Here is a 26686-nt window from a genome sequence, read left to right on the forward strand (position 1 = left end):
CACAGGGAGGCGCAACGCCTCCCTGTTTGTGGCCTTCATCAGAAGCGGTAACCCGCCCCGAACATGAACACCCACGGATCCAGACGCGTATCGAAGCTGTGGTGCCCACCGTTCGCATCGTTGAAGCGAGTTTTGGTTTCGATGTTCATCCACCACACCGACATGTTCAGCATCCAGTGCTCATCCAGGTTGTAATCCAGGCCGGCCTGCGCCGCCACGCCCCAGGAATCTTTCAGATCGAGGTTGCTCAACCCGGCGCTTTTGCCGTAGTCGTTGAACTTCTCGTCAAAGAAAGTGGTGTAGTTAACGCCGACGCCCAGGTAAGGACGCAGCTTATCCTGCTTGTCGCCGAAATAGTATTGCGCCATCAGCGTAGGCGGCAGTTGGTGAACGGTCGCCAAATCAGTGCCGCCCAGCGTAACCTTGTGGCGGAATGGCGTCGCGGCCAACAACTCAACGCCGATGTTGTCCGTCACCATGTAACCGAAGGTCAGACCGAGCTGGGTGTTGTTTTTCGCATCCAGCGAACCCAACCCCAGCACGTTGTCCGAACCTGCATTTGGACGCACCGTCGCGGTGCCCGCGCGGAACAGGAAATCACCGGCCTGATGCGCACTTGCCAACATAGGCGCCATCATCGTCGCCAATACCATCAGAGTTGTCTTTTTCATTATCCATTCCATTTGTGTGGTTAATCGCTCGAGGGGGAATATACCTACTTTCGGGTATTTGTGATCCCATCGAGATCACATCTTATGTGTAAAAATTTAAAATCCTACTAAAAACAAGGTTACCTAACCGTCTAATAAATCAAGGATTGATCTGCATCAAAAAATCGATTTTGTTGCAAATTATCTACATGTTCAAATTTCTGTTGCGGAGAAAAATGCGGCTGAGGTAATTTCATTTTCCGTGTTGGTTTTGGTTGGTGCCGTGAGGAGTCGGTGGGCAATCAAGATGAGCGAAATCCTTAATCCCTGTGTCAGCTGCGGCGCATGCTGCGGTTATTTTCGAGTGTCATTCTATTGGGCCGAAGCCGAAGACGGCGGCGGCACCGTTCCCCTTTCCTTAACAGAGCCTTTGACCCCGTTCCTGCGCTGCATGCAGGGGACCAACAGCAAGTCCCCCCGCTGCAGCGCGCTGGACGGTGAAATAGGTAAAGCCGTTTCCTGCTCGATCTACCTTAATCGGCCCAGCCCGTGCAGGGAGTTCGATCAGTCCGGTGAAAACGGCCTGCGCAACGAAGCCTGCGATCGCGCCCGGGAACGCTACGGCCTGCCGCCGTTGCCGGTGCCCTTGCCGCTTTCGCTGCCTGAGACGACGATCGTTGAAGAAATAGGCGTAGTGCAATTCGCGGGGTGCCACAGCGGCGTGGAACAGGGTACAATCACCCACTGATTTATCTCTGTTTTCCCGACGCCAAGGAGTCTGCATGCCTATCACGGCCAACGCTTTGTACCGTGACAGTTTTAACTTTTTACGCAACCAACTGGCCAGCATCCTGATGCTGGCGTTGTTGACGGCGTTTATCTCCGTGCTGCTGAATCAGGCCTTCAGCCCTGATGCCGAACAGTTGGCGACGCTCGCTGCCACCACCAGCGATTTCGCCTCGTCTACCGGCATGGGCATTCAGGAAGTGATCCAGCAGATGACGCCGGAACAGCAGATGGTGTTGCTGAAAGTGTCGGCGGCCGCCACCTTCTCTGCGCTGGTCGGCAACGTGCTGCTGGTCGGCGGGATGCTGACGCTGATCCGTCTGGTGTCGCAAGGGCAACGCACCAGCGCCCTGCGCGCGCTCGGCGCCTCGGCGCCCGACTTGCCGCGCCTGCTGCTGCTGCTGTTTATCTGCACCCTGCTGATCCAGCTCGGCCTGACGCTGTTTGTGGTGCCGGGCGTGCTGATGGCTATCGCCTTCGCGCTGGCGCCGGTGATCGCCTCCGTCGATAAAAAAGGCGTGTTCGCTTCGCTCAAGCTGAGCAGCAAATTGGCTTTCGCCAATGCGCGCGTGATTGTGCCGGCGATGATGCTGTGGCTGGCGGCCAAGCTGCTGGTGCTGTTCCTGGTGAGCCATCTGTCGGTGCTGACGCCGAACGTCGCCAGCGTGGTGCTGACCGCGTTGAGCAACCTGGTCTCCGCCCTGCTGCTGATCTACCTGTTCCGGCTGTATATGCTGCTGCGCGGCTAACGCCGGCGTAAGCAAAGACCAAGGGGCACGCTTCGGCGCGCCCCTTTTTTGTTTACCCCACCACGGCGGCTTCCGCCTGCTCCTTACTCTGAATCAGCTTCAGCGCTAGGTACAGATCCGGCACCAGAATCAACTCTTTATCGCGTCCTAAGCGGTTGATGCGGAACCAACGCGTCAGTTCGGTGCGACGCCCCGCCAGCACCAGCCTTACGTTACGCTGTAACAGATCGCGTTTCAGTTCATCGATAGCCGCCAGCACGCTGATATCGGCATGGGTAAAACTGGCCACCGCATCCACCACCACCCAACGCGGCTGGAACGGCGTGCCGTCGACCAAATTGAGGATACGGCGTTTGAAATACGCCACGTTGAAATAGGTCAGCGGCGAATTGAAGCGATACATCATGACGCCAGGTACCGCCTTCACCCCATTGTTATTGCCCATGGAATGGATCATACCTTCATCATTGACGCCCAGCAGTTGTTCCGTCGGCCGGAAGACGGTGCGCAGAAACTGCATCAGCCCCAGCAACACCGCCAGCCCGATGCCGCTGATCACGCCCACCAACAGCACGCTGAGGAAGGTAAACAGCGCCAGGCGGAACGCCTGCGCGTTGCGACGGCGCAAGATCCAGATGCCGCGGATGTCCAGCAGCGACCAGGCCGCATACATCAGCACCACACCCAATCCCGCCACAGGAATAAACTGCAACGGCGCCATCAGGAACAGCAAGACAAAGGCGATGACAGCGGCGGCGATGATCGACACCAACTGGCTCTTGCCGCCGTTAGCGTCATTCACCGCGGTGCGAGAATCTGCGCCGCTGATGGCGAAACCTTGCGACAGCGCAGAGACGATATTCACCAGTCCCAGCGCGCGAAACTCAGCGTCGGCGTTCACCTCATAACCGTTTTTGGCGGCGAAGCTGCGGGCGGTGAGCATCATGCTGACAAAACTCACGACCGCCAGGTTAAGCGCCGGGATCACCATATCGCGCAGCAAACCGGGCTGGAAGTCCGGCCACTGGACGATCGGCAGCACGCCGCTGAAACCGCCCACCGTCACCACGCCATGCTGCTGCAGGCCGCCCGCCCAGGTCACGAACGCCGCCAGCACGATAGCGAACAGCGGCGCCGGCCAATTAGGCCGCCATTTTTTAAATCCAAGCAGCGTCACCAGCGTCAGCGACGACACCGCCATCGTCAGCCAGTCGCTGTGCAGCAGGTTACCGGGCAGCGCGTAGATGCGCTCGATCAACTGTGCCGGGCGCATCGTAAACCCCAACACCTTGCCGATCTGATCGACGATAATGGTGATCGCCACCCCGTTCAGCAGCCCGCTGAGGATCGGCCGCGACAGCAGATCCGCCAGCGCCCCCAGCTTGAACCGGCTGGCCAGCAGGCACCAACCGCCCATCATGGCGGTCATCATAATGGTCAATTGCCAATGGCGTTCCATATTGCCCGCCGCCAGCGGCGTCACCACCGCGGCGATCACCGCACAGGTGGCGGCATCGGGCCCGACGATCAGCTGGCGTGACGAGCCGAACAGCGCATAGGCCACCATCGGCAAGACGCAGGAATAGAGCCCCACCACCGGGCTGACCCCGGCCAACTCTGCGTAGGCGATAGCCACCGGCAAGGCCACGGCGGCGACGGAAAGACCGGCGCGAATATCCGGCTTGAGCCAGCTGCGTTGATAGCCCAATAAATGCGTCAAACCAGGCGTCAGGGCCTGGAGAGGTTTCCACTGCATGCTGTTTTCCGCGGTAAATTATCTGGTTATTATGACGCTTACTATGCGGCCTGCGGCCCGCGCTGGCAATGCGCCCGCGCTTTCTTGCGTAAGTTTATGCAAATTCCTGCTTTCGCGGCAGAAATCCGCCGGCCAAACGCCGATAATCGGCAACGCCCGGCGGTACACAGAGCTCGCCGAATCCGGTATAGTCGGCCGATGAACAGATGATGGATTGATTTATGAAGCAGTTTCTTGATTTCCTCCCGCTAATTGTCTTTTTCGCTTTTTACAAGCTGTACGACATTTACGTCGCTTCCGGCGCGTTGATTGTCGCCACCGCGCTGGCGCTGGTGTTCACCTGGGTGAAATACCGCAAGGTCGAGAAGATGACGCTGATCACCTTCCTGATGGTGCTGGTGTTCGGCACCCTGACGCTGGTGTTCCACAACGATTTGTTCATCAAATGGAAGGTCACGGTGATTTACGCGCTGTTCGCGCTGGCGCTGCTGATCAGCCAATGGGTGCTCAAAAAACCGCTGGTTCAGCGCATGCTGGGTAAAGAGCTGACGCTGCCGGACAAAGTGTGGAGCAACCTCAACCTGGCCTGGGCGGTGTTCTTCCTGGCCTGCGGCCTGGCGAATATCTATGTCGCCTTCTGGCTGCCGCAAAGCGTCTGGGTCAATTTCAAAGTCTTTGGCCTGACGGTGCTGACATTGGTCTTCACCCTCCTCAGCGGTATCTATATTTACCGGCACATGCCGGAAGAACAGAAAAAATAGTTACAAAATTGTTAATGCCTGCGGCGCTTGCCGCGGGCAGTATGATGTTATTCCCTCCTTTTAAAAGCAGACTGCTATGACACAACAACGACCTTTACCCAGCGGCGAGCTGGTGCTGCGCACGCTGGCGATGCCGGCCGATACCAATGCCAACGGTGATATCTTCGGCGGCTGGCTGATGTCGCAAATGGACATCGGCGGCGCCATCCAGGCAAAAGAGATCGCCGAAGGGCGCGTAGTGACGGTACGCGTAGACGGCATGACCTTCCTGAAACCGGTGGCGGTAGGCGACGTGGTTTGCTGCTATGCGCACTGCATCCGCACCGGACGCAGCTCGATCACCATCAATATCGAAGTGTGGGTCAAAAAAGTCTCTTCCGCCCCGATCGGCCAGCGCTACCGGGCGACCGAAGCGGTGTTCACCTATGTGGCGGTCGATGCGGAAGGCAACTCGCGCGCGCTGCCTGAGGGCAAAATGAATTTCCGCGTCGGCTTCGAAGAATAAACTGACGCTACACTGCAAATGCAAAAAGGGTCGCCGAGGCGACCCTTTCTTTTTGGTATGACCAAACTCAGTTCAATTCGGTCGTGCCGTTCAACTTGAAGCGGATAGTGACGGTGCGATCTTTCGCTTCTTTGGCTTCATAGCGCCATTTGCGCATCGCCTGCTTCACTTCACGCTCAAACATGTTGCGCGGTTCGGCCGACAAGATACGCACGTTGCTGACGCGCCCGTCGCTGTCGATATCAAACTGCACCCGCACGCTGCCTTCGATCTGTAAAGCCTGGGCCCGCGGCGGATAGAGCGGATTGGCGCGGCTGATCGGCCTTGGGCCGAGCTCGCGCGAGTTGCCCTGCACCGGCGCGGCAGGCGCCTGTTTCACCGGCGCTTTGTCGATCGGCTTGGCCGGCGAGTCGTTGTTGAACGGCGACGGTTCGCGCGGCTCGACTTTTTTCGGCTCCGGTTTCACCTGTTTTTCGACCTTCGGCTTCGGCTTGGGTTTCGGTTTCGGCTTGACCGGCTCCGGCTTCACAATCGCCTTCGGCGGCGGCTCCACAATAGGTTCCGGTTCTGGCTCCGGCTCAGGTTCGACCTGCGGCGGCTCCGGTTCGGCCGGTGCCGGCGGTGGCGGTTCGGCCATCGCGGCGGTATTGACCATCATGACGCTGATCGGCGCGTCCTCTGGCTTCGGCAGCTCCACCACTTCTTTTACCGAAGCGTAAAGCAATCCCGCCACCAGGGCGCTGTGCAGGCCTACGGATAAGACGAAAGGCACGGATATACGGCGATTAAGGAACATCTTTTTTAGCGGCATAATGATTCTGTTTCCTCTGGTTCGCCAAGTTTAAATGCAAATAGCAATCATATTCAATAACGAAAGGCAAACTATCGCTTTAATCGTCAGTATGCGCGGCGAAAACCAGCAAACTCATAAGGATATTAACCTGGCCGTTGCTTTTTTACCGCCGGGGGGACACGCTTCATTAACGTTTGGCCAGGCGTCAAAAAGTAAAAAACCCGCCGGAGCGGGTTAATTTCGGTGAGTCAGCGTTATTCTTCATCGCCATAGTAAAGCACGCCCAGCTTGATCAGCGGCCGCCCTTGCGCCTTACGGTGCAGGTTGGTGTCGCGCAGCGAATAAACGCAGCCGCAGTATTCCTGCTGATAGAAGCGTTCGCGCTTGCTGATCTCTATCATGCGCGACGAACCGCCCTTCTTGCGCCAGTTGTAATCCCAGTAGACCAGATCGGGATACTTTTCCGCCGCGCGGATGCCGCAGTCGGTGATCTGCTGCATGTTCTTCCAGCGCGAGATGCCCAGCGAGCTGGAGATAGTGTCGTAACCATGCTCATGCGCATACAGCGCCGTGCGCTCGAAACGCATGTCAAAACACATGGTGCAACGAATGCCGCGCTCCGGCTCATTCTCCATCCCCTTGGCGCGGGCGAACCAGTTGTCGGTGTCGTAATCGGCATCGATAATCGGCACCCCGTGCTGCTCAGCGAAACGAATGTTCTCTTCTTTACGCAGCAGATACTCTTTTTGCGGGTGAATGTTGGGGTTATAGAAGAAAATGGCATACTCGATCCCGGAGGCCTGAATCGCTTCCATCACCTCGCCGGAACAGGGCGCGCAGCACGAATGCAGCAGCAGTTTGTTTTTGCCCGCCGGCAAATCGAGTTTTTCCCTTACCAGTTCCGTCATGTCCTCACCTCAATGGCATATCAGTTTAAGCGCGCCGCACTATACGAATAAAAAGTAGCGGCTTCAAGGCATAAGCGCCAATCCGCCGGGAAATTCGCCCTATGCCGTTCCCCTGCCGCGCCTTTTGCGCTACCTTGGTAGCACCGTTTTATAGCCATGATTTTAAAGGTGAAACATGCTTTATCTGATCTACGCGCAAGACGTTCCCAATTCGCTGGAAAACCGTCTGGCGGTGCGCCCGGCGCACCTGGCGCGCCTGCAGGCGCTGCGCGACGCCGGCCGTCTGGTGGTCGCCGGCCCTAACCCGGCCATCGACAGCAACGATCCCGGCGCCGCCGGCTTTACCGGTTCGACGGTGATCGCCGAATTCGCCTCGCTGGCGGAAGCCCAGGCCTGGGCACAGCAGGATCCCTATATCGCCGCCGGCGTCTACGCCGACGTGACGGTGAAACCGTTCAAACAGGTGTTCTGATATCCAGACCGCCCAATACCGGGAACGCCTCGCGATACAGCGTTCCCGGCGCCAGCCACCTCTCTCCGCCACCTTCGTGCTCGATTCGTCTTGCCGATATTCATGTTCCCTACCGTAAATACTCACCGATGACGCTTTCCAGCACCGCCACCGCCGGTTGGCTGGCGGCCGCGGCAGAACGGAGCAGTTGCACTTCATGTGGTGCGACCGACGGCAATTCGTCGAGTATCCGCATCGCCGCCGAAACCCGTGCGCGGTCGAGCAGCGTGACGGCCAATCCTGCCTCGACGGCAGCCGCCACCACACTGGCCGAAGGGCTGCTCACAACCACTCGCCAATGCCTTCCCGCCCTGGTCAATGCATCGATCATAGCCTCACGATAAGGGCAATCGGCGGCATGCAACGCCAGCGGCAGTGGCCGGTTAGCCTGCAGCGCCAGCGAACGGCCTCCGGCCCACACCGGCGCAGTCACCGCGAGCGGTGTCTGGCACGGTTTCCCCGCGGGTTGAACCACCAGCGCGAGATGCAGCCGATTACGGCCAACTTGTTCCGCCAGCGCCTGACTGGCAGCGGTAGAGACCTCCAGTTCCACTGCGGGAAAACTGTCGGCAAACCGCGGCAAAATATGGCCTATCACATGGGAAGCGTACTCATCAGGCAACCCCAATTTGATATGGCCGCTTAGCGGCGCGCCCTGCAGTTCCCGCAGAATATCGTCATGGGCGCTCAGCAGCCCAAGCGTCGAGGCCAGCAGCTTGTTGCCCAGCGGCGTCAACGCCACGGACTGATTGTCACGCTCCAGCAAGCGGCCGCCCGCCACCTGTTCCAGGCGCCGGATATGCACGCTCACGGCGGCGGGGCTGCGATTGACAAATGCCGCCGCCGCGCGAAATTGCCCCAAACGCGCAATAGCGTGAAAAGTGCGCAAGAGATCGATATCCAATGTCGGCCGCATGATTTAACCCCATTAAACAACTGAACGAAAATTATTCGATTTATTAAATTATAGCCACTCACTACCATTGGGCGGAAAGGAGGTGACCATCATGTCCCTGCCACCATTTCGCCCCTCTTCCCACCGCGGCAAAGCCGCCCTCTGGCTGGCTGCGGCCGAAGTCCTGCTGATCGTGGCCTGGAGCTCCGGCTTCGTCGGCATCCGCTTCGCCGCCGATTACGCGCCGGTGTTGCTGGTGGCGTTCTGGCGCTGCGTGGTGGTCGCGTTCGCGTTGCTGCCGCTTAGTGTGCGCGCCATCAGGCGCGCATCTCCGCTGACGATAGCTGTTCACGCCGGGATTGGGTTGCTCGCCATGACCGGTTACCTGACCGGCGTCAGCAAAGGCATCGAATATGGCGTGCCGGCTGGGTTGGCCGCGCTCATCGCCGATTTGCTCCCGCTCGGCACCGCGCTGCTGAGCATGCTGTTGCAACGCCGCTTGCCCGATGGCCGCGTTTGGTCCGGGTTAGCCTTGGGGGTTAGCGGGGTAACGCTGGCGACCGGCAGCGCCATCTCATGGGGAGACGCCCCATTGTGGAGTTACCTGTTGCCGCTGGCGGGGATGTTGGCGCTGGCGCTGGCAACGCTGTGGCAGGAACGGCTGCCGCAGACGCAAGCAATGAGTTTGCCAGCCTCGCTGGGGATACAAAGCGCGGTTTCCGCGCTGGCTTTCGCCGCCATGGCCGGCGCGGAAGGCCCGCTGCTGCCAACGGTAACGACGGGGTTTGTGATCGGCGTGCTTTGGACCGCGCTACTGGCGACGCTGGCCGGCTACGGTCTGTACTGGTTTTGTCTAAGGCACACTTCTGCGCTGCGCGTGACGAGCCTGCTGTTTCTCAGCCCCTTCGTCACCTTCTGCTGGGCAGGGTTAATGTTCAATGAACCCCTTTCCTGGCCCATGCTGCTAGGCGCGGCGGTGGCAGGAAGCGGTTTATGGCTGCTAATCCGTCCCGCCGGGCGGGATGAGCCCAAAACAGCGCAACGCGCTGAAAAATGACGGATAAGGCGAAAAGCGGCGCCGTTATGCGACGAGTTTTCCCCGCACCACCACCTTGCCCGGCTTGATCTCGGGGTCGGCAATACGACGGATCGCCAGATTCAACGCTTGCCAGGCGATCTCTTGCAAGTCGTGTGACACGCACGGGAAATGAAAACCGTAGATCTCGGCATGTGAAACCTCATCGATGCTGAACAGCGACACCTCCTGCATCAACGGCAGCCGGTGTTCGATGCAGGCTTTGATAATGCCCAGGGAGATCTGGTTATTGCAGCCAACGAAAAAGTCCGGGGCGCGGTGATTGGCCAGCCAACGGCTCGTCTCTTGCCAGGCGACATCCATAAAGAAATCGGCATACAGCACTTCAAACGACGCCACTTTCCCTTGCAGCGCCGCCTGCAGCCCTGTGACCCTGTCCCGTGCAACGTTGGAGTTCTCCGGCCCGGACACCACCACCACCCGCTGCGCTTTCTGTTCCAGAAGCCAGCGCCCCGCCTGAAGACCGCAGTCCAGGTTATCGATATACACCCCGCTGCAGTGGCGATTGTCCAGCTCACGGTCGATCAATACCACCGGGATATTCAATGTTTCCAACCGCTTTAGATAGGAAGGCTGGTACAGATGATCGTTGGAAATGACCGAGAGAATGATCGCATCGACGTTGTAGCCAATCAGTTTGTCGATGATTCTGTCTTCGCTTTCCTGAGACTCATAGGAATCGAACACCAGGGTGTCATATCCCATTTTTTGCGCTTCAAGCGTCATCAACCGCGTCAGGCCGCCAAAGAACGGGTTGGCCATATCAGGGTTGACGATGCCGATGGTTCTGCTGCTTTTCGCCCGCAGGTTGCGCGCCGCAGCATTGACCACATAACCGAGTTCGGCAGCGGTCTCCCGAATGCGGCGCAGCGTTTCCGGATGAACCTTGTCCGGCTGTGAAAATGCCCGCGACGCGGTGATTTTACTGACGTTTGCCTGTGCGGCCACGCTAGCCAGCGTCGCTTTCCGTCCTCGCCCCACCGCCAAATGCAGCTCCTTAGCTTAAAGTTATCATTTTGTACCATTAACAACATCATGACAGAACTTTCATCGTGGCGCTAATGGTTTACGCCTGCCAGCCGGTTAATCCGGGGATCGGTAAAGATATCCAGCTCGTCACGGCTCTCGGAAGAGAACTCGGACACCACCGCCCCCCGCTTTCCAGCCTGAAACCAGTGCCGGGTATTGGGCGCGATGGTGTATTGTTCGCCAGGCCGCAAGAGGATATAGCGATTGCAGGTATACCACTGCTCCGCGCCTTCCGGCACCCGGCATACCGGTTCACCGCCGGCGTCATTAAGCATCAGGTTTTCATCGTCGACAAACAGAAACACCTCGCCCCAACGGCAGCGAAACGTCTCTTGCTTGCCGGGCGTGCCGGCAAAAGGAGGATGCAAATGCTCTGGGCAAGTCTGCTCAGGAAACAGCACCAACTCTTTCGCACAATACCGAGGTGAGTTGACATAGGTCAGCAGCTGCAGCCCTGAGACAGGATAGTCGGCCAAGCCAAATGTCGCAATTTCAATACGTTGCTGCTCTCCTTCGGTCAGAACGATGTCCGCCTCGCGCAAATATTCCAGCGTAACGGCTATGGCACGTTGTTGTTTGTTCATCATTTCCCCTGCAAAGTGACGGTATCGATATCAGAATGCTGATATTAAAACCGTCATTACATCGCCGATTTTGTGATCTTCATCCCCATATTGAATAACAACCCACCAGCAAAATTAACTCCCATCGAGTAATTCCAACATCGATCACAGTTTAACCACCCGCTTTAGCCCACTATCGCCGCATTGAAATGATATCGTTACCATAAAAATGATTCACCAGGAGGCAATATGAAAGCATTAGTGTTGGCCAAGGCGGGGGAAATCGCTATCGAGGACGTCCAGCTCGCCGAAACGCTGGGGCCCGATGATGTGCAGATAAAAATTCATTCCGTGGGCATCTGCGGCAGTGATGTGCACTATTACCAACATGGCCGCATTGGCCCGTTCGTGGTTAACGCCCCGATGGTGCTCGGCCATGAAGCTTCTGGCGTGGTGCTCGCGACAGGTAAAAACGTCACTCACCTCAGTATCGGCGATCGCGTTTGCATGGAACCCGGCATTCCGGATCTCAACTCGGCGCAGACGCGCGCCGGCCTTTACAACCTTGATCCGGCCGTGCGCTTCTGGGCGACGCCGCCGGTGCACGGCTGCCTGCGCGAAACCGTTATCCACCCCGCCGCCTTCACGTTCAAATTGCCGGACAACGTCAGTTTCGCCGAAGGCGCCATGGTGGAACCCTTAGCCATCGGCATGCAAGCAGCCACCAAAGCCGGGATCAAACCCGGCGATATCGCGCTGGTGATCGGCGCCGGGCCGATCGGCGTAGTCACCGCTCTCGCGGCGCTGGCGGGCGGCTGCTCGGACGTCATTATTTGCGACCTGTTTGACGAAAAACTCGCCGTTGCGGCCAGTTATGAGGGGCTGCACGCCGTCAATATCAAAACCGGCGACCTGGCGGGGAAAGTGGCCGCGCTCACCAGCGGCAATGGCGCCGATGTCGTGTTTGAATGCAGCGGCGCAAAACCGGCCATCGCTACGCTGGCCGAACATGCGGCGCCAGGAGCGACCGCCGTGCTGGTCGGCATGCCGATCGATGCCGCGCCGATGGATATCGTCGCCGCGCAGGCCAAGGAAATCACCTTCAAGACCATTTTCCGCTACGCCAACATGTACCCGCGCACGCTGCGGCTGTTGAGCAGCGGCAAATTGCGCGTCCAGCCGTTGATAAGCCAAACCTACAAGTTCTCCGACAGCGTGGCCGCCTTCGAGCGCGCGGCGGCGGGACATGCCTCGGACATCAAAATCATGCTGGAAATGGAGTGATCCTATGGCGCTCTATGCTGGCATAGACTGCGGTACGCAAGGCACGAAAGTCGTGATTGTCGACAGCACACAGGGCGTGATCCTCGGTGAGGGCAACGCCCCTCACCGTCTCATCAGCCAAGCCAATGGCCGGCGCGAACAGGAGGCCGACTGGTGGATTGAGGCGCTGGTCATCGCTTTTCGCCAAGCCGTGACTAACGCCGGCGTTGATGCACGGGAGATTCATGCTCTGGGGGTCTCGGGCCAACAACATGGGTTTGTACCGCTGGACGCAGACGGCAACGTGCTGCACAGCGTCAAGCTGTGGTGCGATACCGAAACCGCAGAGGAAAACGAACGGCTCCTGCAGCAGCTCGGCGGTGCCAACGGCTCGCTGGAAACACTCGGCCTGCGGATCGCCACCGGTTATACCGCGTCAAAAATCCTTTGGTTCAAGACACACCATCCGGCGTTGTGGGCAAAACTGCACACCGTATTGTTGCCTCATGATTATTTGAACTTCTGGCTGACCGGAGAGCGCGTAGCGGAATATGGCGACGCTTCCGGCACCGGGTTGTTCGATGTGCGCACCCGTAGCTGGAGCAAAGCCGCCGTCGATCTCATCGACGACAGCGGCCGTCTGTGGCAAGCCCTGCCGCCGCTCAAAAATGCGGAGTGCTGCATCGGCACGGTGCGCCCCGCCGCGGCGGAAAAACTCGGCCTCAGCCCAACGGTGCGGGTATCGACCGGCGGCGGCGACAACATGATGGCGGCCATCGGTTCCGGCAACATCGAGGCCGGCACCCTCACCCTGAGCCTGGGCACCTCCGGCACGCTATTCGCCTGGTCTGCCGCCCCCGTCGCGGCGGAATCAGACATGATTGCCGGCTTCTGCTCCAGCACCAACGGGTGGCTGCCATTGATTTGCACCATGAATGTCACCTCGGCCACCACCGCGGTACAAACGCTGCTGGACGAAGACCTTGCCGGCTTTAACGGTTTATTGGCGCAGGCCTCACCCGGCGCAGGCGGTGTCGAGATGCTGCCGTTCTTCAATGGCGAGCGTGTTCCGCCGTTGCCTCACGCGCGCGCCAGTCTGCATAACCTCGATAGCGACAATTTTACCCGCGCCAATCTCTGCCTGGCGGTGGTCGAAAGCGCTACCTATGGCCTGCGCTATGGCATCGAGCTGTTTCGCCGTCAGGGCATTGAAGCGCGCGAGATCCGCCTCACCGGCGGCGGCGCTCGCAGCGCCGCCTGGCGACAAATCGTCGCGGACGTGATGGGGTGCCCGGTGGTCTGTCTGAAAGCCAAAGAGACCGCTGCGCTGGGCGGCGCCATTCAGGCGATGTGGGCGACGACGTTGGCCGACGATCCGCTGCGGAATGCCGGCGCGTTGCTGTCCGAACTGTGCCAACGTTTCGTTGCGCTGGATGAGGCCACACGCGCACGGCCACATGCCGGCAGACGGGCGCAATACGAGACGCTTTATCAACGGTACCTGCAACGCTTGCAGCAGACCTACCCGGAGGTGCAACTGTGACGCGAGATCCCCATACGCAAGCGCCCGCCTACCTGCTGGAGGTCAGCGGCGTCAGAAAAGCCTTTGGCCCGGTCGTGGCGCTCAAGAATGCGGAGTTTTGCCTGCGGCGTGGTTCCATCCATGCCCTGTGCGGCGGCAACGGCGCGGGTAAATCCACCTTTCTCAGCATTCTGATGGGCTTTATTCAACCCGATGGCGGCGACATTTTTATCAATGGCCAACGCTGTGAATTTCATCATCCCCGGGAAGCCCTCAACGCCGGCATCGCCATCGTGCAGCAGGAACTGAGCGCGATCCCGGATCTGACGGTGGCCGAAAACATTTGGCTGGGCCGTGAGCCGAGACGCCTGGGGTTCGTCGATTTCGCCACGCTCAATCAACGCACCACCAGCCTGCTCAAGGAACTCGATTTCAAGATCGACGCCCGAGAGAAAATGCGCAACCTGAGCGTCGCCGAGCAGCAGCTGGTCGAGATCGCCAAAGCGCTGTCGCATGCCAATGCCGACATCATCATCATGGATGAACCCACCTCGGCGATTGGCGAGGAGGATGCGCAAAAAATCTTTCAGACGCTTCAGCAATTGGCGGCGAAAGGTAAAGGCATTATTTACGTCTCTCACCGTTTGTCAGAGATATTTCAAATTGCGGACAGCTACACCATTTTCCGCGACGGCGCCTATATCCATGAAGGCTATATCGCCGACATTACCCGTGAGCAGTTGATCGAACACATTATCGGCGGCGAGTACGACAGCGAGTTCGCCAAATTCAATCAGCCCGGCGAGGAGGTCTTGCTGGAGGTCAACGGCCTGTGTTGGCGCAGCAAGATAAAGGATATCAGCCTGCAGCTTAAGCACGGTGAAATCCTGGGCATCTACGGGCTGGTGGGATCGGGCCGCAGCGAATTTCTCGATCTTATCTTCGGCATTCAGCATGCCGACAGCGGCACGATCCGTTTGGGCGACAAGACGCTGAACCGCCATTCCCCGCGAGAGGCCATCGACAGCGGCATTGCCTACGTGACGGAAGATCGCAAGGAAACCGGCCTGGTGCTGTGCCGTTCCGTCAGTGAAAACATCAATATCGCCTCTTTTGCCGGCATCAGCCGAATGGGGTTCGTCAGCGAGAAACGGGAGCAGGCGCGAACCCGCGACATGATCCAGCGCTTCAACGTTAAAACCCACGATGGCGAACAGCCCGTGGGCAACCTGAGCGGCGGCAACCAGCAAAAAGTGGTGCTGGGCCGCTGGGCGCTGCTGGATCCGGAGGTGTTGTTGCTCGACGAGCCGACGCGCGGCATCGACGTCGGCGCCAAGAAAGAGATCTATCGATTTATGTCGGAGTTCGCCTTGCAAAACAAGGGGATCATCATGGTTTCCTCCGAGCTTTCGGAAATTATCGGCATGAGCGATCGCATATTGGTGTTTCGTGACGGGCAGTTGGCCGGTGAGCTTTCGGCAGCCGATGCGACCCAGGCAGCACTGATGAAACTTGCGGTTTAACAGAGAGAGAAAAAAAATGAGCAGCGCCCACTCCTTATCACCAGGAATTTCATTTTTCACCCGCAATAAGCGCCGTATGCACAAATACGGCATTATCATCGCCTTCTTCGCGCTGTGCCTGATCGTGGCGCTGATTGGCGAATATCAGGTCGCCCAGGGGGCCTGGAGCAGCAATTATTTTCTCAGCAATGAAAACACCCTGATCGTCCTGCGCCAGGTCTCGATCAACGGCATTCTGGCGATCGGCATGACCTTCGTCATCATTACGGCCGGCGTCGATCTCTCCGTGGGCTCGGTGCTGGCGCTAAGCGGGATCGTCGCCGCCCGCTTCGCCACCAACAACAGCGGATTGGCTATCGGCGACACCGCGACCGCCGTCATGGTGCCGCTGATCGTGGCGCTGGGCATCGGGATCGTCTGCGGCCTGGTGAACGGCACCGTGTTGGCTCGCTACCGGCTGCAACCCTTTATCGTCACCATGGGCATGCTCTCTGCGGCGCGCGGTTTAACCATGTTGACCACCAACGGCAATCCGGTTTCGCAATTGAACAGCGATTTCCGCTGGTTGGGCAATGGTTATGTCGGCGGCGTTCCGGTGCCGGTCATCATCTTCATCGTGCTGTTCGCCCTCGCCTGGCTGGTGCTGAATAAAACCCTCTTCGGGCGCTACATCTACGCCGTCGGCGGCAACCCGAAAAGCGCGCGCACCTCGGGGATTAACGTCACGCGCATCAAAATACTGGTGTATACGCTGTGCGGCGCGCTGGCCGGCATCGCCGGCCTGATCCTCACCGCACGCACCGGTTCGGCGCAGACCAACGCCGGCGCAGGGTATGAGCTGGACGCCATCGCAGCGGTGGTGATCGGTGGCACCAGCATGGCCGGCGGCGTCGGTACGCTGGTCGGCACCTTCTTCGGCGTGCTGATTATCGGGGTGATGAATAACGGCCTCGATCTGCTCGGCGTGCAATCGTATTACCAACAAATTATCAAAGGCGCATTGATCGTTCTTGCCGTCTTGCTCGACCCATCGCGTAAGCAACAGCGCGATTAATAACATCAGACCCAACTCTACCAGGAGAAAACCATGAATAAGACCAAGATAGCGTTGTTTGCCTCTGCCATGATGCTCGGTAGCCTGTCGGCAGCTCAGGCCGCCCCGGTAAAAATCGCGGTATTGATGTACGGCAACAAAGCCGAGTTCGTGCAATTGATGGAAAGGTTCGGCAAGGAGCACCCGGCGGTGAAAAGCGGCGAAGCCGTGCTGACCTTCTACGATGGGCGTTATGATGCCTCGGTGCAAAACGATCAGGCCGCCACCGCTATCCAGACGCGCGCCGATGCCATTATCGTCAACCCGATGGATTTTGAGGCCAATATCGATATCGTCACTAATGCCAACGAAGCCAAAATTCCGGTGGTGGTCACCAACGCGCGCCTGAACACGGACGCGATGACGTCTGAAGTAGTGTCTAATGACGAGTTGGGGGGATACCTGGAAGCCAAAGCCGTCCTGGACAAACTCGACTGCAAGAACCGAAAGGTGAACGTGGTGATTATCGAAGGCCCGAAAGGCGGCAGCGGCGAGATCCAGCGCGGCAAGGGCAATGATAAAGCGATTGCCGAGTGCGGCGCCGGCCAGGTCACGGTACTTGAACGTAAAACGGCCAACTGGTCACGCGCGGAAGCGCAGCCGCTGATGGAAAACTGGCTGCAGAAACACCGGGGCAAAATCAACGGCGTGATCGGCCAAAACGACGAGATGGCGCTGGGCGCTATCGAAGCGATCAAAGGCGCCGGCCTGAATGTGAAGGACTTCGCGATTGCCGGCGTTGACGGCGTTTCCGACGCGATTCATGCGGTGCAGGCCGGTGAAATGGTCTCTATTCTGCAAGATGCCAAAGGCCAGATGCAGGGCTCCATCGACGTCGCGCTGCGCGCCGTGAAAGGGGAAAGCTATCAACCGCAGTCGGAGATCTGGAAGCAATACGCCAAGGATCTGAAATGGGAGGGCGGCACGCAAAAGCATTACTACATTCCGTGGACCGTCGTTACCGCAGAGAACGCCCAGTCGCTGTTGGACGCTCGTAAATAATTTCCCCCGCCCCCTGCCTTCAGGGGGCCCCGCTGGGGCGCTTGCCTGCAAACAAAAAAAAGCCAGCACGGAGTGGCTGGCTAAAAAGTTCTTCGAGGGAATATCTTGTGCGATAAACATACGCCTTTCACTGCGGGCTTTACTAGCTATCAGTGCGATAGGCACCCCCAGTTAAAATCAACGCCTGCATATCGGTGAACATCGCTTCCCATTCCGCCTGATCGATATCCATCAAACCAAAGTAACGCAGCATAAAGGCGCCTTCCGTGGCGAGAAACGCCAGGCGCGCGCGCTTGCCTTCTTCCGTCGTCAAATCCAAACCGGCGATGCGGCTGCGATACCATTCGCGCGTGCTCGCCAGATGCTCCGGCGTTTGAATCAGCGTCGCCATCAGCCCGGCGGCCTTGGCGCTGGCGGTCTGATCCGAGCTTTGCGTCGCCAGCATATGCGCCCGCACGCCGGTCTGCGGTGAAGGATCGTCACCGGCGATAGCGGCGAACAGCGTCTCGTAGGCACTGCCCCAGCGATCGAACATGGCGTCAATCAGGGCGTCTTTGCTGCCGAAACAGTACTGCACCCCGCCCTTGGAGATCCCCATCGCTTTGGCGACGGCGTCGATGGTCAAACCGGCGGCCCCCTGAGTGGCGACGATCTCTTCGGCGGTGTCCAAAACCTTGTCGCGATCGATGCTGCGTTGACGTCCCATTAAGAAACCCTTCTTTTCAATACGAACGTATGGATATATATTATCACCAGTATATCACCCGGCATCGCCGGAGGGTTACCCGAATGGCGGCGCCTTCGCGCCGCCCACTTTAACTGGATTATGACTTATGTACGCCAAGAACCGCTGGTTGATCCTGACGATGGTCGCCAGCGCCCTGTTCCTGATCGTCATCGATATGACGGTGTTATATACCGCTCTGCCGCGTTTAACCCAGGCGCTGGACGCCAGCGCCTCGCAAAAACTCTGGATCGTCAACGCCTACCCGTTGGTGGTGGCCGGTCTGTTGCCTGGCGCCGGCATGCTGAGCGATCGCATCGGCCATAAACGGCTGTTTCTCGCCGGGCTGCCGGTGTTCGCCGTCGCGTCGCTGTGCGCCGCTTTCTCGCCTACCGCCGAGTGGCTGATCGCCGCGCGGGTATTCCTCGCCGTTGGCGCGGCAATGATGATGCCCGCCACGCTGTCCATCGTACGCCACGTCTTTACCGACGAACGCGAACGCGCGCTGGCGATCGGCATCTGGGCGTCGGTAGCCTCCGGCGGCGCGGCCATCGGCCCGGTGGTCGGCGGCCTGCTGTTGGAGTATTTCTGGTGGGGCTCGGTGTTCCTGATCAATGTGCCGGTGGTGTTGCTGGTCTGGCCGTTGGCATGGAAACTGATCCCGCGCTGCGGCGGCGATAACCCGCGCCCCGCCGACATCGTCGGCTCGATACAGATCATGATAGGCCTGGTCGGCGCTATCTATGCGCTGAAAGAATTGAGCAAGCCGGCGCCTGACGTCAGCGCCTTGCTCGCGGCGGCTGCGATCGGCGTGTTGTTCCTGGTGCTGTTCGTGCGTCGTCAGCAACGCAGCGCCCACCCGATGATCGATTTCTCTCTGTTCCGCAACCGGCTGTTCGCCGGCGGCATCGGCGTGGCATTGCTGTCGATGGTGGCGCTGATCGGCGTCGAGCTGGTGCTCAGCCAACGCTTGCAACTGGTGCTCGGCCTCAGTCCGCTGCAGGCGGCGCTGTTCATCTTGCCGATCCCGCTGGCCTCGGCGCTGGCGGGGCCGATGGCCGGTTTACTGTTGCCGCGCTACGGCGAACGCAGCATCATCCTCGGCGGTTTCGCCCTGACCACCTTCGGCATTGCCGCCCTCGCCCTGCTGTCTCAGAGCGGCATAGCGCCGCAGCTGGTGAGCCTGGCGTTGGTGGGCTTTGGCCTCGGCGGCGTGATCACCGCCGCTTCCACCGCCATCATGCTGAACGCACCGGAGGAGAAATCCGGCATGGCGGCGTCCATCGAAGACGTCTCCTACGAGCTGGGCGGCGTGCTGGGCGTGACATTGCTCGGCGGGCTGATGACGGCGGTTTACAGCCACACTCTGGCGCTGCCGGCGGAGCTGCCGGTCAGCGATTTAGCCTACGACAGCATCGACGAAGCGTTGCGCCTGGCGGCCGGAATGGCGGCCGATCGCGCGCAGCAGTTGACGCAGCTGGCGCGTCTGGCCTTTGATCGCGCCTTTATTTCGGTACTGATCGCCGCCGCGCTGTTAATGGCGCTGGGCGCAGGTGTGGTAAAACTGGCGCTGCGCAAGTAACCGAGAAAAGCGGCTTTTTTCGCCTGCGGAACCTGCGTAAACTGATTCGGCAATTTGCTCGACGGATTTATCGTCATCGGTTTGAGCGATGGCAATAATGCCTGTTATCGTATTTAACCCTGCGATAAATCCGGTTACTGTAACAGCTATGGAAATTGATTCTGTCTACTATCGGAACAAATAATCAGGAGAAGATTATTATGGCAACGGCAAAGAAAGCAGCGAAAACCCATATCGGCCTTGACAGTAAACAATCGGCAAAACTCGCCGAAGCGCTCAATGCGCTGTTGGCGAATTATCAGGTGCTGTATATGAACGTGCGCGGCTATCATTGGAACATTACCGGCCCGCAGTTCTTTGAACTGCACGCGAAATTCGAAGAGACATATAACGATCTGCTGACCAAGGTAGATGAGCTGGCGGAACGTATTCTGACGTTGGGCTCGCAGCCGCGTCACGCTTTCAGTGATTATCTGAAAACCGCCGACATCAAGGAACACACCAACGTGACCGATGATAAGGGCACGCTGCGCGGCCTGTTGGAAGGGTATTCAATCTTGCTGCAACAGCAGCGTGAGCTGCTGACGGTGGCGGCAGACGCCGGCGACGAAGGCACCGCGTCGTTGATGAGCGATTACATCAAAGAGCAGGAAAAACAGGTCTGGATGCTCAACGCCTATTTGGGCAAATAACTCAGACGCCATAACAAAACAGTCCCTTAAGGGACTGTTTTCGTTTTACCACTCGCAGGATACCGCAAACAGCAGCGCGCGCCGATGCTGATCGTCCAGGCGGCGCCGCACCCGGATAATATGGCGATTGCTGCACGACTGGCGTTCCAACCAGCGATGCCGCCGACGTTGGCTCTGCCGCAACATGCGCCAGCGGCCCACTTCATTTCTACTGCGTCTCATAATTCCGTCACTCGTTCGTCTAATGCCAACCGCGGGCATTATAGCCCTTTCCGCCCGCGATCCAAGCCGCCGTTATCGGCGGCACAGCGGACGCCACGCGGGCAAAAGCCGCCCTTTCAATTTCGGCAAGTGCCTTAACTTCATCATATTTATGTAACATAAGCGCCGATAAAAGGTTTCGCCTTGCCCGATCTGTGCGTACACTCATCATTGGTGGTTTGCGAACGGGATTTTTCGCCTTTATGACAACATTTTATACCGTAATCAGTTGGCTCATGGTGTTCGGCTACTGGCTGCTGATCGCCGGCGTGACGATGCGCATTTTGATGAAACGCCGTGCGGTTCCCTCTGCCATGGCCTGGCTGCTGGTTATCTATATTCTGCCGCTGTTCGGCATCGTCGCCTATTTATCGTTCGGCGAACTGCATCTGGGCAAGCGCCGTGCCGAGCGCGCCAAGGCCATGTGGCCGTCGACCGCGCGCTGGCTGAAGGAATTGAAAGAGAGCCGCCGCATCTTCGCCACCGAATACAGTGAAGTCGCCGAACCGCTGTTCCAGCTGTGCAACCGCCGCCAGGGCATCGACGGCGTCAAGGGCAACCAGCTGCAACTGCTCACCACTACCGACGACACGTTGAAAGCGCTGATCCGCGACATCGAGCTGGCGCGCCACAACATCGAAATGGTGTTCTATATCTGGCAGCCCGGCGGCCTGGTCGATCAAGTGGCCGAATCGCTGATGGCCGCCGCGCGGCGCGGCGTACACTGCCGCCTGATGCTGGACTCCGCCGGCAGCCTGCCATTTTTCCGCAGCCCCTACCCGGCGATGATGCGCAACGCAGGCATCGAAGTGGTCGAAGCGCTGAAGGTCAACCTGCTGCGCGTATTCCTGCGCCGCATGGATCTGCGCCAGCACCGCAAGGTGGTGCTGATCGACAACTACATCGCCTATACCGGCAGCATGAACATGGTCGATCCGCGCTATTTCAAGCAGGATGCGGGCGTCGGCCAATGGATCGATCTGATGGCGCGCATGGAAGGCCCGGTGGCCACTACGATGGGCATCGTCTATGCCTGCGACTGGGAGATTGAAACCGGCAAGCGCATTCTGCCGCCGCCGCCGGACGTCAACATCATGCCGTTCGAGCAGGAAAGCGGCCACACCATTCAGGTGATCGCCTCCGGCCCCGGCTTCCCCGAGGAGATGATCCACCAGGCGCTGCTGACCGCGGTCTATTCCGCGCGCGAGCAGCTGATCATGACCACGCCGTACTTCGTGCCGAGCGACGATCTGCTGCACGCCATCTGCACCGCCGCTCTGCGCGGCGTTGAGGTCAGCATCATCGTGCCGCGCGACAACGATTCGATGATGGTGCGCTGGGCCAGCCGGGCGTTCTTCTCCGAGCTGCTGGAAGCCGGCGTGAAAATCTATCAGTTCGAAGGCGGCCTGCTGCACACCAAGAGCGTGCTGGTCGACGGCCAGCTCAGCCTGGTCGGCACCGTCAATCTGGATATGCGCAGCCTGTGGCTCAACTTCGAGATCACCCTGGTGATCGATGACGACGGCTTCGGCAGCGATCTGGCCTGCGTGCAGGAAGATTACATCGCCCGCTCCAAGCTGCTGAACGCCAAAGAGTGGTTGAAGCGGCCGTTCTGGCATCGGCTGGTCGAGCGCCTGTTCTACTTTTTCAGCCCGCTGCTGTAAAAGCCGCGGCGAGCGTGCTTTAATAACGCCAAATCATTTGTTATCAGGATTTTTTTATGGATTTGAATAACCGCCTTACCGAAGACGAAACGCTGGAACAGGCCTACGACATCTTCCTCGAATTGGCCGGCGACAATCTGGATCCGGCGGATATTCTGCTGTTCAATCTGCAGTTTGAAGAGCGCGGCGGCGCAGAACTGTACGACCCCTCCGAAGACTGGAGCGAGCACGTGGATTACGACCTGAATCCGGACTTCTTCGCCGAAGTGGTGATCGGTCTGGCGGACAGCGACGGCGAGCCGATCAACGACGTGTTCGCCCGCGTGCTGATCTGCCGCGAGAAAGACCACAAGCTGTGCCACATTCTGTGGAAAGAGTGATTCGCCGCTCATATTTCGGATAAAAAAAGCCCCGCTGAGTCAGCGGGGCTTTTTGTTGCCGGCTAGCGGCGCATTACAGCGGATCGACCTTCAGGCATGAAACCGCATGACGGAAACTGCCCTCCAGCAGCGGACGCGTCTTGGCGCACTCCGGCCCGGCTATCGGACAGCGGGTGCGGAACACGCAGCCGGACGGCGGGTTGATCGGCGAAGGCAGCTCCCCTTCCAACAGCTGGATCTGCTTTTCCTTCTCCTTGTCCGGATCCGGAATAGGCACCGCCGACATCAGCGCCTTGGTGTAAGGGTGCTGCGGATTGTGGTACACCTCGTCATAGGTGCCCAGCTCCACCGCATGACCCAGGTACATCACCAGCACGCGATCGGAAATGTGCTTCACCACCGCCAAATCGTGGGCGATAAAGATCAATGACAGCCCCATTTCGCGCTGCAGCTGCTGCAACAGGTTTACCACCTGCGCCTGAATCGACACGTCCAACGCGGAAACCGGCTCGTCGCAGATCACCAGCTTCGGTTCGAGGATCAGCGCGCGCGCGATGCCGATGCGCTGGCATTGGCCGCCGGAGAACTCGTGCGGATAACGGTTGATCAGGTTAGGCAGCAGGCCGACCTTCAGCATCATCGCCTTGACCTTGTCCTTCACTTCCTGACGCGGCATTTTCGGGTAGTATGTGCGCAGCGGCTCGGCGATGATTTCGCCGATGGTCATGCGCGGGTTGAGCGAAGCCAGCGGATCCTGGAAGATCATCTGGATATCGCTGCGGGTTTTGCGCCAGTCGGCGTCGTTCATGCCCAGCAGATCTTTACCCAGCCAGGCGACGCGCCCGCTGGTGGCCTTCACCAGGCCGATGATGGCGCGCGCGAAGGTGGATTTGCCGCAGCCGGATTCGCCGACCACGCCCAGGGTTTCCCCCTCGAACAGCCGCAGCGTAACGCCATCGACCGCCTTCAGGGTTTTCGGCGGCTGCCAGAACCACTGCTTGTCGTCATGAATGTCGAAGTGCACTTTCAGATCGGCCACTTCGAGCAGCACTTTCTTGTCGGTTACCGCTGTCATACCAACGCCTCCACCGGTTTAAAGCAGGCGCGCAGGCGCCCTTCCCCAAATTGCTCCAATGGCGGAGCGCTCGCGCACTGTTCCATGGCGTACGGGCAGCGCGGCTGGAACGGGCAACCTTTCGGCAGCCGCAGCAGGTTCGGCGGGTTGCCGGGAATGGTCAGCAACGCTTCGCCTTCGGCGTCGAGGCGCGGCACCGCGTTCAACAACCCGATGGAGTACGGGTGGCTCGGCTGGTAGAACACCTCGCGCGCGCTGCCGTATTCCATGGTACGGCCGGCGTACATCACCAGCACCTTGTTGCAGATGCCGGCCACCACGCCCAGATCGTGGGTGATCATGATGATGGCGGTGTTGAACTCGCGCTTGAGCTCGTTGAGCAGCGTCATGATCTGCGCCTGAACGGTCACGTCCAGCGCGGTAGTCGGCTCGTCGGCGATCAGCAGCTTCGGCCGGCACAGCAGCGCCATGGCGATCATCACGCGCTGGCGCATGCCGCCGGAAAACTCATGCGGATACATGCGCATGCGCTTGCGCGCTTCCGGCATTTTCACCGCGTCGAGCATGCGTACCGACTCTTCAAAGGCTTCGCTTTTGCTCATTTTCTTATGCAGCATCAGCACTTCCATCAGCTGTTCGCCAACGCGCATATACGGGTTGAGCGAGGTCATCGGGTCCTGGAAGATCATCGAGATCTCTTCGGCCCGCAGCTTGTTGAGCTGGTTTTCCGGCAGGTTGAGGATTTCGCGGCCGTTGAATTTGGCCGAGCCGCCGATGCGGCCATTGCTGGCCAGCAACCCCATCAGGGCGAACGCGGTCTGCGATTTACCGGAGCCGGATTCGCCGACGATGCCCAGCGTTTCACCGGCGCGCAGATCGAAGTTCAGATCGTTCACCGCCGTCACGTCGCCGTCCGGGGTGGAAAACGTGACGCGCAGGTCTTTCACGTCCAGCAGCGGCGACGCTTTAACGCCGACGGCGGTTTGCATCTCAGGATGTTCAATGGTGCTCATGGTGGCACTCCTTAACGATCTTTCGGGTCGAGGGCGTCACGCAGGCCATCGCCGATGAAGTTGAAACAGAACAGAGTGACAACCAGGAAACCCGCCGGGAACAGCAGCAACCACGGTGAAACTTCCATTGAGTTGGCGCCGTCGCTGAGCAATGCGCCCCAGCTGCTCAGCGGCTCCTGCGTACCCAGCCCCAGGAAGCTGAGGAAGGATTCGAACAGGATCATGCTCGGCACCAGCAACGAGGCATACACCACCACCACGCCGAGCACGTTAGGCACGATATGCCGCAGCACGATGTTGCGCGTGGAAACGCCGCACACCAGCGCCGCTTCGATGAACTCCTTGCGCTTCAGACCGAGGGTTTGGCCGCGCACGATACGCGCCATGTCCAACCACGATACCATGCCGATCGCCACGAAGATCAGCAGGATATTCTGGCCGAAGAAGGTCACCAGCAGGATCACGAAGAACATGAACGGGAAGGAGTTGAGGATCTCCAGCAGGCGCATCATCACCGAGTCGATCTTGCCGCCCAGATAGCCGGACATCGCGCCGTACAGGGTGCCGACGATCACCGCCACCAGCGCCGCCGCCACGCCGACCATCAGCGAGATGCGCCCGCCGATCGCCACGCGCACCAGCAGATCGCGCCCGGAGGAGTCGGTGCCGAAATAGTGCCCCGATTCAACGCTGGGTGCGGCTGACATCATCGCCCAATCGGTATCGTCGTAGGCGAATTGCGACAGCATAGGCGCCAGCACCACAAACAGAGTGATCAGCGCCAGTATGAACAGGCTGCTGACCGCCGCGCGGTTGTGCATAAAACGCCGACGCGCGTCTTGCCACAGGCTGCGCCCTTCCACTTCCAGCTTCTCGCTGAAGTGTTCCAGAGCTTCGCTGTTCTTTTTAGTCAACATCATTCGCGTGCTCCAGATTAATAACGGATTTTCGGATCGATGACCGCATACAGCACATCGACGATCGCGTTGAACAGAATGGTCAGAGCGCCCACCAGAATGGTCAGGCTCAACACCAGGGAGTAGTCGCGGTTCAGCGCGCCGTTAACGAACAGCTGGCCGATCCCCGGCAGACCATAGATGGTTTCGATCACCATTGAACCGGTGATGATCCCGACGAACGCCGGGCCCATGTAGGATAGCACCGGCAACAGCGCCGGCTTCAGCGCGTGGCGGAAAATGATGCGACGCATCGGCAAGCCTTTGGCGCGCGCGGTGCGGATGAAGTTGGAGTGCAGCACTTCAATCATCGAGCCGCGCGTGATACGGGCGATGCTGGCGATATAGGCCAGCGACAACGCCACCATCGGCAAGATGATGAACTTAGGCGCACCGCCGTTCCAGCCGCCGCCCGGCAGCCATTTCAACGTGATGGCGAAGATCAGCACCAACAGCGGCGCCACCACGAAACTGGGTATCACCACCCCGGTCATGGCGAACCCCATCACCGTATAGTCCCATTTGGTGTTCTGGTTCAGCGCGGCGATCACACCGGCGCTCACGCCCAGCACCACCGCCAGCAGAAACGCGGCCAGGCCGAGCTTGGCGGAGACCGGGAAAGAACTGGCCACCAAATCGTTGACCGAATAATCCTTGTATTTAAAGGACGGGCCGAAGTCTCCCTGCGCAAGCTGCGCCAGATAATGACCGTACTGTTTCCAGATCGGGTCGTTCAAATGATATTTGGCTTCGATATTCGCCATGACTTCCGGCGGCAATGCGCGTTCCCCGGTAAATGGACTGCCGGGCGCCAGGCGCATCATGAAGAATGAGATGGTGATAAGGATAAATAGTGTCGGGATCGCTTCCAACAAGCGACGAAGTATAAATTTAAGCATTGCCCTAACCCTGTGCGACAGCCTGATGACGGCTT

The 26686-nt window shown here is 59.0% G+C and carries 28 protein-coding genes; 15 read left to right on the forward strand and 13 right to left on the reverse strand.

Going from position 1 to position 26686, the window contains the following annotated elements; all coding sequences use genetic code 11:
* Window positions 1–38 precede the first annotated feature (38 nt).
* Window positions 39–671: an outer membrane protein OmpW gene (gene ompW / locus MMS95_RS13775; RefSeq protein WP_004932076.1), complete on the reverse strand. Its 633-nt coding sequence runs from the start codon at window positions 669–671 to the stop codon at window positions 39–41.
* 286 nt (window positions 672–957) lie between these two features.
* Between ompW and MMS95_RS13780 the strand changes: the two genes are divergently transcribed.
* Entirely contained in the window at window positions 958–1398 is a 441-nt protein-coding gene (locus MMS95_RS13780) for a YkgJ family cysteine cluster protein (protein ID WP_031299680.1), read from the forward strand.
* A gap of 34 nt (window positions 1399–1432) precedes the next feature.
* The gene (locus tag MMS95_RS13785; RefSeq protein WP_004932079.1) at window positions 1433–2185 is read left to right on the forward strand and encodes a YciC family protein; all 753 of its coding nucleotides are present in this window, start codon (window positions 1433–1435) and stop codon (window positions 2183–2185) included.
* A gap of 52 nt (window positions 2186–2237) precedes the next feature.
* Here the strand turns inward: MMS95_RS13785 and MMS95_RS13790 are convergent, their stop codons facing one another.
* Window positions 2238–3941: a SulP family inorganic anion transporter gene (locus tag MMS95_RS13790; protein ID WP_033632891.1), complete on the reverse strand. Its 1704-nt coding sequence runs from the start codon at window positions 3939–3941 to the stop codon at window positions 2238–2240.
* Window positions 3942–4162: 221 nt separating this feature from the next.
* On the opposite strand from MMS95_RS13790, the gene MMS95_RS13795 reads away from it, so the two are divergent.
* Window positions 4163–4702: a septation protein A gene (locus MMS95_RS13795; RefSeq protein ID WP_004932082.1), complete on the forward strand. Its 540-nt coding sequence runs from the start codon at window positions 4163–4165 to the stop codon at window positions 4700–4702.
* Between the two features lie 76 nt (window positions 4703–4778).
* A complete protein-coding gene (gene yciA / locus MMS95_RS13800; protein ID WP_004932085.1) occupies window positions 4779–5207 on the forward strand; it encodes an acyl-CoA thioester hydrolase YciA in 429 nt (142 codons plus the stop codon).
* 67 nt (window positions 5208–5274) lie between these two features.
* Here yciA and tonB read toward each other — a convergent pair whose 3' ends face one another.
* Both tonB and MMS95_RS13810 read right to left on the reverse strand, forming a co-directional pair.
* Complete coding sequence (gene tonB, locus MMS95_RS13805; protein WP_033632889.1) at window positions 5275–6018, reverse strand: TonB system transport protein TonB; 744 nt, start codon at window positions 6016–6018, stop codon at window positions 5275–5277.
* Window positions 6019–6254: 236 nt separating this feature from the next.
* A complete protein-coding gene (locus MMS95_RS13810) occupies window positions 6255–6908 on the reverse strand; it encodes an epoxyqueuosine reductase QueH (protein ID WP_015378073.1) in 654 nt (217 codons plus the stop codon).
* A gap of 175 nt (window positions 6909–7083) precedes the next feature.
* Here MMS95_RS13810 and MMS95_RS13815 point away from each other — a divergent pair, with 175 nt between their 5' ends.
* A complete protein-coding gene (locus tag MMS95_RS13815; protein ID WP_004932096.1) occupies window positions 7084–7380 on the forward strand; it encodes a YciI family protein in 297 nt (98 codons plus the stop codon).
* 109 nt (window positions 7381–7489) lie between these two features.
* Here MMS95_RS13815 and MMS95_RS13820 read toward each other — a convergent pair whose 3' ends face one another.
* On the reverse strand, window positions 7490–8335 hold the full coding sequence (locus tag MMS95_RS13820; RefSeq protein WP_033632887.1) for a LysR substrate-binding domain-containing protein: 846 nt from the start codon (window positions 8333–8335) through the stop codon (window positions 7490–7492).
* Between the two features lie 91 nt (window positions 8336–8426).
* Between MMS95_RS13820 and MMS95_RS13825 the strand changes: the two genes are divergently transcribed.
* Window positions 8427–9371 carry a DMT family transporter gene (locus tag MMS95_RS13825; protein ID WP_060559742.1) on the forward strand — a complete coding sequence of 315 codons (945 nt, stop codon included), beginning with the start codon at window positions 8427–8429 and terminating at the stop codon, window positions 9369–9371.
* A gap of 24 nt (window positions 9372–9395) precedes the next feature.
* Here the strand turns inward: MMS95_RS13825 and MMS95_RS13830 are convergent, their stop codons facing one another.
* Together MMS95_RS13830 and MMS95_RS13835 are read right to left on the reverse strand one after the other, a co-directional pair.
* The gene (locus tag MMS95_RS13830) at window positions 9396–10397 is read right to left on the reverse strand and encodes a LacI family DNA-binding transcriptional regulator (RefSeq protein ID WP_015378079.1); all 1002 of its coding nucleotides are present in this window, start codon (window positions 10395–10397) and stop codon (window positions 9396–9398) included.
* A 71-nt stretch (window positions 10398–10468) separates the two neighbouring features.
* Window positions 10469–11023: a D-lyxose/D-mannose family sugar isomerase gene (locus tag MMS95_RS13835; RefSeq protein WP_156865944.1), complete on the reverse strand. Its 555-nt coding sequence runs from the start codon at window positions 11021–11023 to the stop codon at window positions 10469–10471.
* Window positions 11024–11251: 228 nt separating this feature from the next.
* On the opposite strand from MMS95_RS13835, the gene MMS95_RS13840 reads away from it, so the two are divergent.
* Genes MMS95_RS13840 through MMS95_RS13860 form a run of 5 tightly spaced genes read left to right on the forward strand, consistent with a single transcriptional unit; the run spans window position 11252 to window position 17405 of the window.
* On the forward strand, window positions 11252–12286 hold the full coding sequence (locus MMS95_RS13840; protein ID WP_033632881.1) for an NAD(P)-dependent alcohol dehydrogenase: 1035 nt from the start codon (window positions 11252–11254) through the stop codon (window positions 12284–12286).
* 4 nt (window positions 12287–12290) lie between these two features.
* The gene (gene xylB / locus MMS95_RS13845; protein WP_076740772.1) at window positions 12291–13808 is read left to right on the forward strand and encodes a xylulokinase; all 1518 of its coding nucleotides are present in this window, start codon (window positions 12291–12293) and stop codon (window positions 13806–13808) included.
* Window positions 13805–15310 carry a sugar ABC transporter ATP-binding protein gene (locus MMS95_RS13850; protein ID WP_004932117.1) on the forward strand — a complete coding sequence of 502 codons (1506 nt, stop codon included), beginning with the start codon at window positions 13805–13807 and terminating at the stop codon, window positions 15308–15310. Before xylB ends, MMS95_RS13850 begins: the two co-directional genes overlap by 4 nt.
* Before the next feature lie 16 nt (window positions 15311–15326).
* Window positions 15327–16364 (forward strand): ABC transporter permease, encoded by a 1038-nt coding sequence (locus tag MMS95_RS13855; RefSeq protein WP_049242982.1) that lies wholly within the window; start codon window positions 15327–15329, stop codon window positions 16362–16364.
* 33 nt (window positions 16365–16397) lie between these two features.
* Entirely contained in the window at window positions 16398–17405 is a 1008-nt protein-coding gene (locus MMS95_RS13860; RefSeq protein WP_021503840.1) for a substrate-binding domain-containing protein, read from the forward strand.
* 142 nt (window positions 17406–17547) lie between these two features.
* Here the strand turns inward: MMS95_RS13860 and MMS95_RS13865 are convergent, their stop codons facing one another.
* Window positions 17548–18111, reverse strand: a complete 564-nt coding sequence (locus MMS95_RS13865; RefSeq protein ID WP_060559743.1) for a TetR/AcrR family transcriptional regulator — start codon at window positions 18109–18111, stop codon at window positions 17548–17550.
* A gap of 127 nt (window positions 18112–18238) precedes the next feature.
* Here MMS95_RS13865 and smfY point away from each other — a divergent pair, with 127 nt between their 5' ends.
* Both smfY and MMS95_RS13875 read left to right on the forward strand, forming a co-directional pair.
* Window positions 18239–19711, forward strand: a complete 1473-nt coding sequence (gene smfY, locus MMS95_RS13870) for a multidrug efflux MFS transporter SmfY (RefSeq protein WP_156865943.1) — start codon at window positions 18239–18241, stop codon at window positions 19709–19711.
* Between the two features lie 200 nt (window positions 19712–19911).
* On the forward strand, window positions 19912–20403 hold the full coding sequence (locus tag MMS95_RS13875; protein ID WP_004932132.1) for a Dps family protein: 492 nt from the start codon (window positions 19912–19914) through the stop codon (window positions 20401–20403).
* Between the two features lie 45 nt (window positions 20404–20448).
* On the opposite strand, the gene MMS95_RS13880 is transcribed toward MMS95_RS13875, so the two are convergent.
* Complete coding sequence (locus MMS95_RS13880) at window positions 20449–20625, reverse strand: YciY family protein (protein WP_025159792.1); 177 nt, start codon at window positions 20623–20625, stop codon at window positions 20449–20451.
* Between the two features lie 242 nt (window positions 20626–20867).
* Between MMS95_RS13880 and cls the strand changes: the two genes are divergently transcribed.
* Window positions 20868–22328 carry a cardiolipin synthase gene (gene cls, locus MMS95_RS13885; protein ID WP_004932137.1) on the forward strand — a complete coding sequence of 487 codons (1461 nt, stop codon included), beginning with the start codon at window positions 20868–20870 and terminating at the stop codon, window positions 22326–22328.
* A gap of 56 nt (window positions 22329–22384) precedes the next feature.
* Window positions 22385–22708, forward strand: coding sequence for an HI1450 family dsDNA-mimic protein (locus MMS95_RS13890; protein ID WP_004932139.1), 324 nt, complete (start codon window positions 22385–22387; stop codon window positions 22706–22708).
* Between the two features lie 73 nt (window positions 22709–22781).
* On the opposite strand, the gene oppF is transcribed toward MMS95_RS13890, so the two are convergent.
* From oppF to oppB, 4 genes are read right to left on the reverse strand one after another with little or no spacing between them, the layout of a single operon-like run.
* The gene (gene oppF / locus MMS95_RS13895) at window positions 22782–23783 is read right to left on the reverse strand and encodes a murein tripeptide/oligopeptide ABC transporter ATP binding protein OppF (protein ID WP_004932143.1); all 1002 of its coding nucleotides are present in this window, start codon (window positions 23781–23783) and stop codon (window positions 22782–22784) included.
* Complete coding sequence (locus MMS95_RS13900) at window positions 23780–24772, reverse strand: ABC transporter ATP-binding protein (RefSeq protein WP_170310346.1); 993 nt, start codon at window positions 24770–24772, stop codon at window positions 23780–23782. The genes oppF and MMS95_RS13900 overlap by 4 nt, the downstream gene beginning before the upstream one ends.
* A 35-nt stretch (window positions 24773–24807) precedes the next feature.
* On the reverse strand, window positions 24808–25716 hold the full coding sequence (gene oppC / locus MMS95_RS13905; RefSeq protein WP_004932149.1) for an oligopeptide ABC transporter permease OppC: 909 nt from the start codon (window positions 25714–25716) through the stop codon (window positions 24808–24810).
* 14 nt (window positions 25717–25730) lie between these two features.
* Complete coding sequence (gene oppB, locus MMS95_RS13910; RefSeq protein WP_004932150.1) at window positions 25731–26651, reverse strand: oligopeptide ABC transporter permease OppB; 921 nt, start codon at window positions 26649–26651, stop codon at window positions 25731–25733.
* Window positions 26652–26686 lie beyond the last annotated feature (35 nt).

The sequence above is a fragment of the Serratia sp. PGPR-27 genome (genome assembly GCF_022678525.1).
Classification (GTDB): Bacteria; Pseudomonadota; Gammaproteobacteria; order Enterobacterales; family Enterobacteriaceae; genus Serratia; species Serratia nematodiphila.